Raw genomic sequence first — 13,764 nt, forward strand, 5'->3', positions numbered from 1 at the left:
GGCCAGACGGCCGTTCCAGGTTTCTGCGAAGTCAACAAAGCCGAAGCGGGAAGAAGGGGAATCAGACATGGCCCAGCGGGGTCACTGCTCAAAGTGTAACGAAATATTTAGAAACGTGAAGGGGCGCGGGCAAATTCATTGCCGTGAAAACCCCACCTCCATGGCAACTTGGGCCTCAGGCCGCAGATGTCTCTCCATCAGGGCAACCACGCATTCCCTGGGGGTGGTGCGCTGCTCAAGCAGGTGGAGAACCTGTTGAGCAATGGGTACGGCAAAGCCGTGGCGCTCTGCCAACGCCACAACGGCATGGGTGGTGGGAATGCCCTCGACGGTGCCCTCACAGCAGGCCTCCGCCGCTGCCGGTGTTTTACCGCGACCCAACTCCAGGCCAAAGCGATAGTTGCGGCTCAGAGGGCTGTTGGCCGTTGCCAGGAGGTCTCCCAATCCTGTCAGGCCGTAGAGAGTCCGCGGTTGACCACCCAGGGCGCTGAGCACCACGCCCATCTCGTTGAGGCCACGACAGAGGAGGGAGGCCTTGGCATTGCTCCCCAGGCCCAGGCCGTCCGACACGCCAGCGGCAATTACCATGGTGTTTTTCAATGCACCGGCCAGTTCGGTGCCACGGGGATCGTCGTTGCAATAAATGCGCAGTTGCGGGCACCTGAGCACATGCTGCAACTCCATGGCCAGGGCTGTGTGGTGGGAACTCAATACCGTGGCTGCCGGTAGGCCCTGGCGCAATTCAGCGGAAAGATTGGGTCCGCTGAGCACCAAGCCTCGAGCCTGGGGACAGAACTGGTCCCATAGGCCGAGAGGCGTCAACAAGGTATCAACGGCAATACCCTTGGAACAGCTCACCAGGGGCAGGCCAGGGGGAATCACGGGTCCGAGCCGGGGGGCCAGGTCGGGCAGGGCCGCCATGGAAACAGCGCTGACCAGGAGATCAGCCCCCGCCAGGCAGTCTCCAGGGTCACCACCCGATCGTCGGCTCCACCCCTGCACTTGATGCCCGGCACTACGGAAGAGTTGGGCCAGGCACTGACCCCAGAGGCCCAAACCCAGCAGAGCAACGGTGCGCGCCATATTTAGGATTACAGGAGATTGCAGGCGGTCAGCACAGGGCCACCACACAAGAGAAGGTGAGAGTGCTCACCAGGCCCGTGGCGGTGAGGAGCGTAATCAAGGGGTTTTCCAGCAACCTGGCCGGGGGATGGGGACGAAACATAAAGGAAACCCAAAGACCTTGTTTCCAGTGTGTCTGGCCATGGCCCAAAATGCCATGTTTATTGAGAACTTGTTCCTGTGTTCTCATCCCAACCACGCCCCGGGGAGAAGACAGCCTCGAACTGGAGCACCTGGGGCACGTGCTGGAACATCTAGCGTACGTGCCGGGTGCCGTCCACCGGGTGATAGGCCTCGCCCGTAACCTCCTCGTAGAGGTAGGCGGGGAGCCCGGTCTCGAACATGGTTTGCAGCGCTTCCTTCAAATAGGGATTCCAGCCCCCTGTGCTCACTGTGCCGTGGCGCACGGTCCAGTCCCAGGTGCCTTGCAGGTCCCGGGGCGTGCGTCCATCCCGATCACGCCATGTGACCAGATCCTGAGACTCCACAAAGCCCACCAGGATGGGTTCCTTGCCGTAGGCGGGGGTCAGGGTCAGCTCAAGGCGGATCGGGTCTTCCTTCACCTGCCGCAGCTTGAAGCGGGGGGGGAGCTTCAAGCCCTTCAAGACCGCGGCAACGGTTCGCATTCTCTTGTTCACGGGATCTGGTGCATTGGTTGAGACACCCCAAGGAGCTGTTGCCCTAGCGGGGGGCCAAGGGGGGAGAATCATCCGGCTGCTCATCGGGGCTGGCTGCTGCTGGCGGTTCGTTATCCCCGGTGAAACGCACCGTGAGCAACTCGTCCTCCAGGAGGTTGCCCTCCTGATCCAGCAATTCCGGATGGACGGTGACCGACCTGGTGGAGGCGCGGTCCTTCCTGCTGCTGGTTGCGCTAAACCCACGACCCATGAGGCGTATGGCCTGGACCAGCAGCAAGACAAAACAGATTCCATAGACTACGGGAATGATCTGGCTCATGGCTGGCTTACACGCGCTACATGATGATCATGGCACTTCCCTTTCCGCTACCGCCAGCACCATGGTGTTGGCCCTCCTCTCCCCTTGGCTGCCGTTCTGTTGTTTTGGTTTTGAGCCTGGGGCTGGGTTCCCTGGCGGTCCCCCCCACGGGGGTTGCCCAGCGGGAGCCCGTCATGCCCGAGTCGTTTGTAACGGAGGCGGTGCAGCGGGCGGGACCCGCCGTGGTGCGCATTGACATAGTGCGCACCGTGACCGTTGGGCGCTTGCCCTCCCAGGACCTGGGGCACCCGTTCTTTAACCAGTTTTTTGACCAGTTTTTCGAGAACGGCCCCTCCTCCAGGCAGCGCACCCAACGGGAGCAGGGAACAGGGGTCATCTTTGCGGAGGAGGGGTTAATCCTGACCAATGCCCACGTGGTGGAACGCAGTGATCAGGTGGAGGTGCGCCTGACCGACGGCCGCACCCTGGACGGCACTGTTGTGGGTCTGGACTCCGTGACCGATCTGGCCGTGGTGAGGGTGACGTCCCCCACCCCCTTGCCGGTGGCTCCCCTGGGGGATTCCGATGCCGTGGAGGTGGGGAACTGGGCCATTGCGGTGGGCAATCCCTTCGGGCTGGATAACACGGTTACCATGGGAATCATCAGCAACCTCAATCGCAACATCAGCAAGCTGGGCATTACCGACAAGCGGCTGGAGTTGATCCAGACGGACGCGGCCATCAATCCCGGCAACTCCGGTGGCCCCCTGCTCAATGCCGCCGGTGAGGTGATTGGCATCAACACCCTGGTCCGCAGTGGGCCGGGGGCGGGCCTGGGTTTCGCCATTCCCATCAACCGGGCCCGCAGCATTGCCGAAGAGCTGATCAGGACAGGCAAGGTGAGCCATGCCATGGTGGGGATCGGCTTGCGTCCCCTGACGCCCGAGTTGGCCCGTGAATTCAATCGGAACAGTGACCGTGGCTTCCGGCTGCCGGAGCGCCAAGGGGTGCTGGTGGCCAACGTGCTGCCCTTGAGCCCTGCCGAGCAGGCGGGACTTCGCACCGGGGACGTGATCCTTGCAGCGGGGGGGACAAAGGTGACCAACCCGGAGGAACTGCTCAAGGCCGTGGAGGTTGCGGGCGTGGGGGGGCTGCTGAGGCTGGATGTGTGGCGACAGGGACGGGAGCGGCAGGTGACGGTCGTTCCTGTTGATATGGCCGTGCTGCAGCAACGCAACCGGGCCGTGGAGGACGGTACCTATTGGCGCCGCATCCCCCTGCAGCCCTAAGTCCCGATCAATGCATCCAACCCCAGCCACTCACTCACTTGAAAGACCACCAATCCCAAGGGATAGATGAGGCCGATGTTGGCCATGTTGGAACTCACCAACGTGTCCAGATTGGCCTGGGTGGCATCAAGACTGCGGGTCTCCCCCTGGCCTGTGCTGCGGCCGTAGAGCTCAAAGAAAGACGTGAGTTCCGGAACGGACGTGACCAGCCCCAGGCAGCAGCCCACCAGCCAGGCGGGCAGTTTGATGGCCTCAATGAGCAGTTCGGCACTGTTGCCCAAGCGGTGGCCGGCGATGGTGAGCACTACGGATCCCGTCATCAACAAGGCAAGGGCCATCCTGCGGCTGTGTTGTGTGTGATCTGCTGCGATCCCTTCGCCCTGATCCAGGGGCTGCCCCTCAAACTCCTGGCCCCGCTTCCCCTGCAACTCCGCCAAGTTACGGTCCAGGAGTTGGTAGCCCAGGAAGCAACCCAGCAGAGCCAGGCCAAGCGCCAGAGAAGGGTGGACACCGGTGGCGGCCAGCACCAGGGGCAACAGCACCGAGAAACCGCAGAAGCTGATTTCCTCAATGAAACGGGGGTTGAGCAGTTCCCAGTGGCGCAGATAAAACACCACAGCAGCCAGAAACAGCACCAGGTTGATCACGTTGCTGGAGGCGATATTCCAAAAGCCCCCCGCCAAGCTCTCCCGGCCGTTGAGCGCTGTGGCCAAAACCGCCACCAACTCCGGCAGGCTGGTGGCATAGCCCAGAATTTGACCTTTGGTTTTGGCCGACCACCCTAAAACCTGGGCAAGCCCTTCCAGACCGTTGATGACCAGCAGTCTTACAGCAGCAATGGTGAACCCGGTGGCCAGCAAGAGCTCCAGCAGGGCAAAGCCAAGATCACGGGACATCAACGCCGAGGCACTCCAGCAAAAGCAGTGTTTATCTTGCCGAAGACCAGTATTGCCCAATGCCCGTCACCGCCCGTGGCATGCCGGGCAACTGTCGTTCACATCTTAAATAATCCTGAATTCCTCCGAACTACTTTCCTTTTCTTGGAATAATTTTAAGCCTCTCCACAAGCCCTCCATGCTGTCCGTTGACTCCACACTGTTCACACTGGGTTGGGACAACCATGGGGAGCTTGACCAAGAGGATCGCCAGGCTCTCCTCAATCTACTGACTCGGGGTTCAGCCCAAACCGGCAAGCCCGAGCCTGAGACCCAATCGGTCCATCCATAGGGCCGTCCCCCTGGTCAGCCGCTGCCTGGATCTTCCTGGACAGGGTCCTCCCCCTGGAGTCTTTCCAGAAGACCCAACACGGTTGTGGCAGCTTCCGTGCTTTTATCCTGGTGGAACCAGAGCTTGGGACATCGTCGCAACTCCAAACGGCGGCTCAATTGGCTGCGCAAGAAGCCGCTGGCGGCCTTGAGACCATTGAGGGCTGCCTCCTGCCCCGCTTCCTCTCCTCCATAGAGGCTGACAAACACCTTGCAGTTCTGCAGATCCCCGCTGACGTCCACGGCGGTAATGGTGATGATGGAGCGAGTCAACCGCTCATCCCTAAGCTGGCCGCTCAGCATCCGACCCAGCTCTCGCTTGATCAAGGCCGCCACCCTCATGACCCGTCGCTCCTGCGCCATGGGTTATGCTTCTCCTGAAACCACGAGCATGGCATCAAGAATCTGCATCAGACAGATGGCGCCGCTGATGACGGCGCCGATCAGGGCCACGGCAGCAAGAGGGCTGCGACGCCCCCAATCCAGAAAGGGCCTGACGGCAGAGATAAAGATGCCCAGGACAAACCCCAGCAGAAAGCGGGGGTACTTGGTCAGGGTGGCGAGCAGCTTTCCCATGGCATCATCCCAAGGCTATGTTTTGCCCGCGAGCATGGGGAAGAGTGTGGCAAACCATCAAGGGCTCCTGTGAAACTTTTTCAATTCCGTCACTCTCCATTTTGCGAGAAAGCTCGTCTGCTGTTGAGCGCCAAGGCCCTTCCCTACGCCGTGCAGGAGGTCACCCCCGGTGTTGGCCAAGTGGACCTCTTCCGTCGCTCCGGGCAGCGGCAAGTGCCGGTGCTGCAAGACGGAGACGTGTTGGTGGCAGGATCCGTGGCCATCGCCCGCCATCTGGACAGCAAGGCGCCCGAACCACCTTTGCTGCCTGGGGATCCCCAGGAGCGGGCCCGGGCCTTGATCTGGGAAAGCTGGGCCGATACAACCCTGGCCCATGGGGCGCGCATGGCCCTGCTGCAAGCCGTCAGCCAGGACAATCACCTGCGCAAGGCCCTGCTCCCCCAAGCCACACCGGCACCTTTGCGGGATGTGATGGGTGCGCTGCCGGGGGACATGGTGGCGGGCATCAGCCAGATCTTCACCCACACAGGCCTTCAGCAACTCAAGCAGGCCCTGGAGCGGTTGACAGCCCTTGTGGCCAATGGTCAACCTCTCCTTGGTGAGCAGTACTGCACGACGGACATTGCCGTAGCAGCCCAGCTCTACGGGCTGAAATTTCCCGCCGCCGCCGGGGCCGAGTTGGGGGGCCGTGGTGTTCCCGGCATTGCGGATCATCCTCTGTTTGAACCTCTTTTTGCCTGGCGGGATCAGCTCTATGGGGCTGTGGGACGTGGTGAGCCTGCCCGGACTCCGCCTTCCGACCCGAGCAACCATGGCTGATCCCATGATTTGGGCCATGGATCACTACGTGATCCTGGAGCCTGGCAAAGTGGAGTGGATGGCTGATCAAAGGGAAACCGCCGCCTGGCTGGGACGGACTCTGGCCGCCATGGACCACGTGCCCGCCGACCTTCGCCACCTTCCCGACATCCCGGCACGGGCCGCCCATCTTCTGGACACCGCCTGTGAACTGGAGGTGGCTCCCGGCCAGCGGGTGCAGTGGTACGCCGTGCGCCTGGAGCAGGATTCCCCGTGATGAATCCTGAAGCCTAGGTCTGACTTGTGTCCTGGTTGTTATCGCACTCGGCCAAGTCCAGCGTTTTGTGGAGAAGGCGATTCAAGCGCAAACGGTCGGAATTGAGGGGATCAGGGGCCAATTCACCGGCAACTTCCCGAAACTTGGATTCCACGGAGTCGGGGAGCCTAGTGGTGAAGATTCGCTCCAGCAGTGCCTCGACGGAGAAAAGGTAGGCATTGATGTTCTCCAGTTCCGCAATGATGGCATGCTTCTTACCCATCCCTTCATTGGCGGAGGCGCTATCTTCCAGGCCAACGGCTTTGGCCTCCTCCTCCTGCAACTCCTTCAGAACACGGACCGCCAGGGTACGGAACGATTGTAGGGAGGTCCAGATCAACTCCTGTTGGTGTCGCAGTGTGGGGTATTCGCGGATCAGGCGATCATGCTCCCGATAAAATCGCTTACAATCCGGACACTGGCAGTATCCCTCGGATGGTGCAGACAAATTCCCACCTGGAACTGATTGTACTTTAGCCAGGGAACGACGTTGATGGTCAACCTCTGACACGAAAAAGACAACTTTTCAGCCAAAATCCGGGTTTTTGGCAACGGGAGCGCAGGATTGAGGCCGTTGGCAAGACCGTCAGCCCGGCCTGGGACTACTTGAGGTGGGGCATGTCTTCACCAAAGTGCTTGTGCTCGCTGTGCCCGGGAAGGAAAATTTCCTCGGGAAGTGGAATTTCAATAGAGCTGACCAACTGGATCGCGTCTCGCAAACGCATGGCATCCGCAAACCATCCCATCGCCTGCTCCGTGTTCCCCCGCCGTTCCGCGTCACTGGCCTGTTCCTCGTGGGCCTCCGCCAGCAGGGCCAGCCAACAGAGACTCCGGGCTTGCACCACCGAGAGGTCCAGTTCCTCAATCTGCTCGTGGATGATGCGGTTACTTTCCTGCTGCACCAGCAGCCTTAGGCGCAGAGCATGAAGCTGGGTCACGGTCTCACCCGCTAACTGGTCCATCGTAACGTCATGGAGAGTCTTGGCAATGGGGCCACGATTGGGGAACGGGGCTGGAGGGACTTGAACCCACGACCTTGGCTTTAGGAAAGCCCTGCTCTATCCAACTGAGCCACAGCCCCAACAGCGTCAGCACGTCACAGAGGCGTCACACTGAACACCACGGAGCCAGACTACCCCATACACTTGTGACGGAAAGGAGGCGAGGCGACCGCGGCACGGCCGAGTTTGCTCGGCGCGTGCTGAGGAAAGTCCGGGCTCCCCCATGGCCAGGCCTGCTGGGTAACGCCCAGTGCGGGTGACCGTGAGGATAGTGCCACAGAAACACACCGCCGATGGCCCCGGCTTTTGCCCCGGCACAGGTAAGGGTGCAAAGGTGCGGTAAGAGCGCACCAGCAGCATCGAGAGGTGCTGGCTCGGTAAACCCCAGCCGGGAGCAAGGCGAAGAACCAAGGTTGGCCATGTGCCGGTTCTGCTCAAACATGCCGCTTGAGGCCTGTGGTAACACAGGTCCTAGAGAGATGGTCGCCCCTGGGGAGGAATGCATTCCATGGAGACCTCCCCAGGAACAGAACCCGGCTTATGTCCTGCTTTCCACCCCCTTCCCTCACCTCCCAGCGCCAAGCCCGGCTCCAGGCTCTGCTGCAGCGCCTCAGCCTGGATTCCCTCTGCCACCCCCCAGCACTGGCGCTGGTGGAGGAAGCCCTGACCCACCGCTCCGCAGGCTTGGCCATGGACAACGAGCGGCTGGAGTTCCACGGGGATGCGGTGCTCCGCCTGCTGGCGGCCGGCTTCCTTCGTCAACACTGGCCGGAACTCCCTGTGGGTGAATTGTCCCGGGTGCATAACCAGTTGGTGAGTAACCGGGAGTTGGCCCGCCTGGGCCAGGCCATGGATCTCCAACCCTTGATCCACATGGGAGTTCACGCCCGGCACGACTCCACAGCAACTACAGCCATCCTGGCGCGAAGCTGTGAAGCCTTGCTGGGGGGCCTCCATGAGGCCCTGCGGCTTGGGGGCGGGGACGGGTTGCGGGAACTGTACCCCTGGCTGGAATCCCGTTGGCTGCCACTGGTCCAGGAACTGCTGAGCCAGCCCCAGCTCCACCATTGGAAAACGGCACTCCAGGAATGGAGCCAGGCGACCCATGCCTGCCTGCCCACATACGTTACCGAGGAGGTGGAGGCTGCCCACGGTCATCCCCGGCGGTTTGCCGCCCGGGTACACGTGGCCGGGGAACTGCTGGGCCAGGGTCGCGGTCCCTCCCGCCGCCAGGCGGAGCAAGCCGCTGCGGCCCAGGCCTGGGCCGCGCTCCACCGTCAGCCAGCATCCCCAGGCTGATGACATTCGCCATGGGCGCCGCACAGCCCATGGCAGGCTTGTGGTCTGGCCCTGTTGTCTCGACCATGGCTGACGCACAACTTCTGCTTCTGGTGGATGGCCATTCCCTGGCATTTCGCAGCTACTATGCCTTGGCGAAAGGTAACGGGGGACTGAGCACCAGCAGCGGCATTCCCACCAGCGTGACCCACGGTTTCCTCAAGGCGCTGCTGGAGGCTGCCCAGGCGTTGCAACCCCAGGGGGTGGTCATCGCCTTTGATACCGGGCAGCCCACCTTTCGCCACCACCTGGATGCCACCTACAAGGCCAACCGTGGGGATGCGCCGGAGGAGTTCCATCAGGACGTGCATAACCTGCAACACCTGCTCCAGGAGGCCCTGAGGCTCCCCGTATGCACGGCCCCCGGCTTTGAGGCCGACGACGTGATCGCTGCCGTGGCCCGGCAGGCTGTGGAGCAGGACTGGCGGGTGCGCATCCTCAGTGGGGATCGGGACTTGTTTCAACTGGTGGACGACCGGAAGGACGTGGCCTGCCTCTACATGGGTGGCGGTCCCTATGGGGGGCGTGGAATCAGCTTGGTGGACGAGACGGCAGTGCGGCAGAGGCTGGGGGTGGCTCCCCACCAAGTGGTGGACCTGAAAGCCCTCACCGGCGACAGCAGCGACAACATTCCCGGGGTGTGGGGCATCGGCCCCAAAAGCGCCGTCACCCTGTTGGCGGAGTATGGGGATCTGGACGCCATCTACAGTGGCCTGGTGACCGTCAAGCCCAGCCTCGCCAAAAAGCTGGAGGCTGATCGAGACAGCGCCTTTCGCTCCCGCACTCTGGCCCGCATCCGTGTGGACGTGCCGCTGGCGGAGCCGCCCCCTCTGGCCCTGGTGGGCCTGGATGCCGCGGCCCTGGCCACCCAGTTGCGCCAGTTGGAGTTGCAAAGCCTGAGCCGACAACTGGGCGCCTTTCGCCGCTGCTTTGGCGGTGACACCACGGCGGTGCCTCACGGACCCCACCACTCTGGGGCTGACCATCAGGCTGGCCATGAAACCAGTGGCCCCCGGCTTGCACCCCGGTTGATCACCACGGAGGCGGCGTTGGCGTCGCTGTTGGAGTGCTTGGAGGCGTCCAAAAATCCGGCGGAACCCGTGGCCCTGGATACGGAAACCACCTCCCTTAATCCCTTTCAGGCCCAACTGGTGGGCATTGGCATCTGTTGGGGAGAGAACAACAACGACATGGCCTATATCCCCCTGGGGCACCAGGACGCCAGTCCCCAGTTGGATCTGGACCTGGTGCTGTCCCGCATGGCGCCCTGGCTGGCCAGTGAGAAACACCCCAAATGCCTGCAAAACGCCAAATACGACCGCCTCGTTCTTCTGCACCACGGCTTGCGCCTCAACGGGGTGGTGATGGATACCCTCCTGGCGGACTACCTGCTGGATCCCGCCGGTCGCCATGGCCTCAGTGATCTGGCGCAACGTCACTTCGGCTTTCTACCCACCAGCTTCCAGGATTTGGTGGGCAACCAGAAGACGATTGCCGCGGTGGCAGTGGAGGCCGCGGCCCAATACTGTGCCATGGACGTGCATCTGACCCGCCGGCTCGCCACCATCCTCCGCCAGGCCCTGGCCACGGCAGGCCCCCAACTGGAACAGTTGTTCGCCATGGTGGAGATGCCCCTTGAGCCGGTGCTGGCCCGGATGGAGGCCACCGGCATGTCCATTGACTGCGGCTATCTGCAGACGCTCTCACAACAACTTGCCCGGCAGTTGGAGGCGTTGGAGCAGCAGGCCCATGGGGCGGCAGGGCGCCCCTTCAACCTGGCCTCCCCCAAGCAACTGGGGCAACTGTTGTTTGAGACACTCCAGTTGGATCGGCGCAAGTCCCGCAAGACCAAAACTGGCTACAGCACCGATGCCGTGGTGCTGGAGCGCCTGGCGGGGGATCATCCGGTGGTGAACATTATCCTGCAGCACCGCACCCTCAGCAAGCTGAAGGGCACCTACGTGGATGCCCTGCCGGCCCTGGTGGATCCCACAACCGGTCGGGTACATACGGATTTCAACCAGGCGGTCACCGCCACCGGGCGCCTCTCCAGCAGTAACCCCAACCTCCAGAACATCCCCATCCGCACGGCCTTCAGTCGTCAGGTGCGCCAGGCCTTTTTTCCCCAGCCCGGTTGGCAGTTGATCAGCGCCGACTATTCCCAGATTGAACTGCGGATCCTGGCCCATCTCTGTGAAGAGCCCCTGCTGCTGGAGGCCTACAACCGGGGAGATGACGTCCATGCACTCACTGCCCAGGTGCTGCTGGACAAAAAAGAGGTGAGTGCCGAAGAGCGTCGCCTGGGCAAAACCATCAACTTCGGGGTGATCTACGGCATGGGTCCCCAGCGGTTTGCCCGCACCACCGGGGTGTCCAGGGCCAAGGCGCAGGAGTTCCTGGACCGCTACCGCAGCCGCTACCCGCGGGTGTTTGCATTTCTGGAGTTGCAGGAGCGCCTGGCCCTCAGCCAGGGGTACGTGGAAACTCTGCTGGGCCGCCGCCGGCTGTTTCATTTTGCTCCCCAGGGGCTGGGGCGGTACCGGGGTGACGACCCCATGGCCATTGATCTGGACCAGGCCCGTCGTGGCGGCCTGGAAGCCCAGCAATTGCGCGCCGCCGCCAATGCCCCCATTCAAGGCTCCAGCGCCGACATCATCAAATTGGCCATGGTGCGGCTCCACGACGTGCTGGCCCCCCTGCCCGCCCGGTTGCTGCTTCAGGTCCATGACGAACTGGTGCTGGAGGCGGCGCCGGAGGCCTGTGCCCAGGTCATGGACCTGGTGCGCCACACCATGGAAACCGTTCTGCCGTTGCGGGTGCCCCTCCGGGTGGAGGCCCGTTCAGGGTCCAACTGGATGGAGGCCAAGTAGCCTGGTTTGCCGACCCCGTTGCCCTCCAGTGGTTCTCAGGCTCCACAACACCCTCACCGGTCGCCAGGAGGTTTTCACCCCCCGCCATTCACCCGCTGTCTCCATCTATTGCTGTGGGGTCACCGTGTATGACGCCTGCCATCTTGGCCATGCCCGCAGCTATATCGTCTGGGATGTTCTGCGCCGCTACTTGCGATGGCAAGGTTTTGTGGTGCGCTTTATTCAGAACTTTACCGACATTGACGACAAAATTATCCAACGGGCCCAGGCCGAGGGCAGCAGCATGGAAGCCGTCACCGAGCGGAACATTGCCGGCTTCTTTGCGGAGATGGACGCCCTCAACATCCTGCGGGCCGACGACTACCCCCGAGCCACCCGTTGCCTGAATCAGATTCAGGCCATGATCACCCGGCTGGAGGCCAAGGGGGCGGCCTATTCCGCCGATGGGGACGTGTATTTTGCCGTGATGAAAGCTCAGCAGTACGGTAAGTTGAGTGGGCGCGATCTCCAGCAGCAGCAGGAAGGGGCCAGCGGGCGGCTGGTGGCGGCGGAAGCGGACAGAAAACACCATCCCTTCGACTTTGCCCTCTGGAAACGGTCCCGACCCGGCGAGCCCGGCTATGGGTCTCCGTGGGGTGTGGGGCGGCCCGGCTGGCATATCGAGTGTTCCGCCATGGTCCACGAGGCATTTGGGGACACCATCGACATTCACCTGGGTGGCGCGGACCTGATCTTTCCCCATCACGAGAACGAGATTGCCCAGTCGGAAACGGCCACGGGTCGCCCCCTGGCCAACTTCTGGCTCCACAACGGCATGGTCAACGTGGACGCAGCCAAGATGTCCAAGTCCCTGGGGAATTTCACCACCATCCAGGCCCTGCTGGACGAGGGGATCCACCCAATGGCCCTGCGCCTGTTCGCGCTCCAGGCCCACTACCGCAAACCACTGGACTTCACCCGGGAGGCCCTGGCCGCCGCCGCCAGTGGCTGGGAGGGCTTGAAGATTGCCCTGCAACTGGGTGAGCGCCACGGCGCCCAACTGGGCTGGAGCGATCCCCAGCGGCGCTGCCAGGACCAGCACGAAGCCTTTGCCCGCACCCTGGATGATGACCTCAACAGCTCCGGCGCCCTGGCGGTGCTGTTTTCCCTGGCCCGCCCCCTGCGGGCTTTGGCCCATCGGCTCCAGCGGGGTGGGGAGGTGACGGCCCAGGATCACGGTCTGGAGGGGAGTTGGCGCAGCCTGGTGGAGTTGGCCGAGGTGCTGGGGCTGGAGGCCGGCGCCGCCACGGAGACTGGGCCAGTACCTGGAGACGAAGCCGCCGTTGCTGCCGCCATTGAAGAGCGCCGCGTTGCTCGGCAGAATCGGGATTTTGCCACGGCAGACCGCATCCGCGCCGAACTGCTCTCCCAGGGAATCACCCTTGTTGACTGTCCCGACGGAACCACCCACTGGCTGCGGGCTTGACCAGTCAAGGACGGTGTGTGGCCTGACGGAGGGTTAGTGGGAGGCTTTGCGCAGCATCTCCATGATCTTCAAGGGGAGACCCTTCACTTCGTCACGGAGGTCATCCACTCATTGAAGGCAGGGATTAGCTGGTGGTTCCCACGTGGCGCTCAATCAGGTGATCCACCTTGGCCTCCAGCTTGCCCAGGCCGTCTTTCAGGTCACTACGCAGTTCGTCAATTCGCTTGTTTTGCCTGGCTTCACTGGCCTTGATCTCCGCCCAGATCGCCCCCAGGGTAACAAGAAGGGGTGTCAAGCCACCTGTAGGCAGTGACGGCAACAACCACGTAGGCATGATGGGGCTTCAGGCTCCAGTCCTGGCGGATGGGAACAGCCCATGCCTAGAATGACCTGTGGGGAAGTGGAGTCAGGGTGCAGCCTGACTGCTGGCGCTGGCTTGGCAGACATGGCCCCTCCACCAAAACCAATAGCAGGCGCCGCCGGATGCTCTCTGTAGTCCGGGAATCAGCGGTTTTATTATTGAGTTGGTTATTTATCATCATTGTTTTATTGCTTACTCTGTTATTTGTGATTGCGCTGGTACTCTTCTGGGGATCATTGTCTGTACTCGTCTACGGGTAGCTTCATGGTTCGTGATGGGAAGGGATTTGTTTAAGTGGTTGTGGAAAGCGCCTTCACCACTTCTAGAGTATTCACCGAGTGAAGGGGGTCAGTTCCGCCCTATCTCTTGCAGAGGGGTCTGCCGCTTGAGAGAGGTAGAGCGGCCAACATCTGCCGCCGTTGCCAGG

Annotated in this window: 15 protein-coding genes, 1 tRNA gene and 1 other RNA gene; 7 read left to right on the forward strand and 10 right to left on the reverse strand. The window is 62.2% G+C overall.

The window, feature by feature from the left end; genetic code table 11:
• Nucleotides 1–135: 135 nt before the first annotated feature.
• The 3 genes from FLM9_RS04035 to FLM9_RS04050 form a co-directional block, all read right to left on the reverse strand.
• Nucleotides 136–1,083, reverse strand: coding sequence for an NAD(P)H-dependent glycerol-3-phosphate dehydrogenase (locus FLM9_RS04035; protein ID WP_074457379.1), 948 nt, complete (start codon nt 1,081–1,083; stop codon nt 136–138).
• A gap of 293 nt (nt 1,084–1,376) precedes the next feature.
• Entirely contained in the window at nt 1,377–1,748 is a 372-nt protein-coding gene (locus FLM9_RS04045; RefSeq protein WP_438801332.1) for a DUF8663 family protein, read from the reverse strand.
• A gap of 55 nt (nt 1,749–1,803) precedes the next feature.
• Nucleotides 1,804–2,079: a DUF2973 domain-containing protein gene (locus FLM9_RS04050; protein ID WP_074457382.1), complete on the reverse strand. Its 276-nt coding sequence runs from the start codon at nt 2,077–2,079 to the stop codon at nt 1,804–1,806.
• A gap of 29 nt (nt 2,080–2,108) precedes the next feature.
• Here FLM9_RS04050 and FLM9_RS04055 point away from each other — a divergent pair, with 29 nt between their 5' ends.
• Nucleotides 2,109–3,347: a trypsin-like peptidase domain-containing protein gene (locus FLM9_RS04055; protein WP_081340184.1), complete on the forward strand. Its 1,239-nt coding sequence runs from the start codon at nt 2,109–2,111 to the stop codon at nt 3,345–3,347.
• Here FLM9_RS04055 and FLM9_RS04060 read toward each other — a convergent pair.
• The 3 genes from FLM9_RS04060 to FLM9_RS04070 form a co-directional block, all read right to left on the reverse strand.
• Entirely contained in the window at nt 3,344–4,243 is a 900-nt protein-coding gene (locus FLM9_RS04060; RefSeq protein ID WP_074457384.1) for a calcium:cation antiporter family protein, read from the reverse strand. The two genes, FLM9_RS04055 and FLM9_RS04060, sit on opposite strands and share 4 nt — an antisense overlap.
• A gap of 345 nt (nt 4,244–4,588) precedes the next feature.
• On the reverse strand, nt 4,589–4,975 hold the full coding sequence (gene rbfA / locus FLM9_RS04065) for a 30S ribosome-binding factor RbfA (protein ID WP_074457385.1): 387 nt from the start codon (nt 4,973–4,975) through the stop codon (nt 4,589–4,591).
• A gap of 3 nt (nt 4,976–4,978) precedes the next feature.
• The gene (locus tag FLM9_RS04070) at nt 4,979–5,188 is read right to left on the reverse strand and encodes a DUF751 domain-containing protein (protein WP_074457386.1); all 210 of its coding nucleotides are present in this window, start codon (nt 5,186–5,188) and stop codon (nt 4,979–4,981) included.
• A gap of 69 nt (nt 5,189–5,257) precedes the next feature.
• Here FLM9_RS04070 and FLM9_RS04075 point away from each other — a divergent pair, with 69 nt between their 5' ends.
• Both FLM9_RS04075 and FLM9_RS04080 read left to right on the forward strand, forming a co-directional pair.
• Nucleotides 5,258–6,007 (forward strand): glutathione S-transferase family protein, encoded by a 750-nt coding sequence (locus FLM9_RS04075; protein ID WP_074457387.1) that lies wholly within the window; start codon nt 5,258–5,260, stop codon nt 6,005–6,007.
• Nucleotides 6,000–6,263 (forward strand): CRR7 family NDH-1 assembly protein, encoded by a 264-nt coding sequence (locus FLM9_RS04080; RefSeq protein WP_074457388.1) that lies wholly within the window; start codon nt 6,000–6,002, stop codon nt 6,261–6,263. Before FLM9_RS04075 ends, FLM9_RS04080 begins: the two co-directional genes overlap by 8 nt.
• Nucleotides 6,264–6,276: 13 nt before the next feature.
• Here the strand turns inward: FLM9_RS04080 and FLM9_RS04085 are convergent, their stop codons facing one another.
• The 3 genes from FLM9_RS04085 to FLM9_RS04095 form a co-directional block, all read right to left on the reverse strand.
• Nucleotides 6,277–6,750, reverse strand: coding sequence for a DUF8661 family protein (locus FLM9_RS04085; RefSeq protein WP_074457389.1), 474 nt, complete (start codon nt 6,748–6,750; stop codon nt 6,277–6,279).
• Nucleotides 6,751–6,904: 154 nt separating this feature from the next.
• Entirely contained in the window at nt 6,905–7,240 is a 336-nt protein-coding gene (locus FLM9_RS04090) for a DUF8670 family protein (RefSeq protein WP_074457391.1), read from the reverse strand.
• Nucleotides 7,241–7,309: 69 nt separating this feature from the next.
• Nucleotides 7,310–7,383: transfer RNA gene (locus tag FLM9_RS04095), tRNA-Arg, on the reverse strand.
• Nucleotides 7,384–7,456: 73 nt separating this feature from the next.
• On the opposite strand from FLM9_RS04095, the gene rnpB reads away from it, so the two are divergent.
• From rnpB to cysS, 4 genes are all read left to right on the forward strand, one after another.
• Nucleotides 7,457–7,859: RNase P RNA component class A (gene rnpB, locus FLM9_RS04100), an RNA gene on the forward strand.
• Between the two features lie 95 nt (nt 7,860–7,954).
• The gene (locus FLM9_RS07960; protein WP_143324594.1) at nt 7,955–8,602 is read left to right on the forward strand and encodes a ribonuclease III family protein; all 648 of its coding nucleotides are present in this window, start codon (nt 7,955–7,957) and stop codon (nt 8,600–8,602) included.
• A gap of 65 nt (nt 8,603–8,667) precedes the next feature.
• Nucleotides 8,668–11,511 (forward strand): DNA polymerase I, encoded by a 2,844-nt coding sequence (gene polA / locus FLM9_RS04110; protein WP_074457393.1) that lies wholly within the window; start codon nt 8,668–8,670, stop codon nt 11,509–11,511.
• A gap of 28 nt (nt 11,512–11,539) precedes the next feature.
• Nucleotides 11,540–12,976, forward strand: coding sequence for a cysteine--tRNA ligase (gene cysS / locus FLM9_RS04115; RefSeq protein WP_074457390.1), 1,437 nt, complete (start codon nt 11,540–11,542; stop codon nt 12,974–12,976).
• A 124-nt stretch (nt 12,977–13,100) separates the two neighbouring features.
• Here cysS and FLM9_RS08125 read toward each other — a convergent pair whose 3' ends face one another.
• Complete coding sequence (locus tag FLM9_RS08125; RefSeq protein WP_218969734.1) at nt 13,101–13,271, reverse strand: hypothetical protein; 171 nt, start codon at nt 13,269–13,271, stop codon at nt 13,101–13,103.
• Between the last annotated feature and the right edge of the window lie 493 nt (nt 13,272–13,764).

Source organism: Candidatus Synechococcus spongiarum, from assembly GCF_900047545.1.
Taxonomy (GTDB): Bacteria; Cyanobacteriota; Cyanobacteriia; order PCC-6307; family Cyanobiaceae; genus Synechococcus_B; species Synechococcus_B spongiarum_C.

Bases quoted from the DNA above. Each gene is read 5' to 3' on its own strand.
- FLM9_RS04055 (WP_081340184.1), top strand. From the start codon at position 2,109: ATGGCACTTCCCTTTCCGCTACCGCCAGCACCATGGTGTTGGCCCTCC.
- FLM9_RS04070 (WP_074457386.1), bottom strand. From the start codon at position 5,188: ATGGGAAAGCTGCTCGCCACCCTGACCAAGTACCCCCGCTTTCTGCTG.
- polA (WP_074457393.1), top strand. From the start codon at position 8,668: ATGGCTGACGCACAACTTCTGCTTCTGGTGGATGGCCATTCCCTGGCA.
- rbfA (WP_074457385.1), bottom strand. From the start codon at position 4,975: ATGGCGCAGGAGCGACGGGTCATGAGGGTGGCGGCCTTGATCAAGCGA.
- FLM9_RS04050 (WP_074457382.1), bottom strand. From the start codon at position 2,079: ATGAGCCAGATCATTCCCGTAGTCTATGGAATCTGTTTTGTCTTGCTG.
- FLM9_RS04035 (WP_074457379.1), bottom strand. From the start codon at position 1,083: ATGGCGCGCACCGTTGCTCTGCTGGGTTTGGGCCTCTGGGGTCAGTGC.
- FLM9_RS04045 (WP_438801332.1), bottom strand. From the start codon at position 1,748: ATGCGAACCGTTGCCGCGGTCTTGAAGGGCTTGAAGCTCCCCCCCCGC.
- FLM9_RS04060 (WP_074457384.1), bottom strand. From the start codon at position 4,243: ATGTCCCGTGATCTTGGCTTTGCCCTGCTGGAGCTCTTGCTGGCCACC.
- FLM9_RS04080 (WP_074457388.1), top strand. From the start codon at position 6,000: ATGGCTGATCCCATGATTTGGGCCATGGATCACTACGTGATCCTGGAG.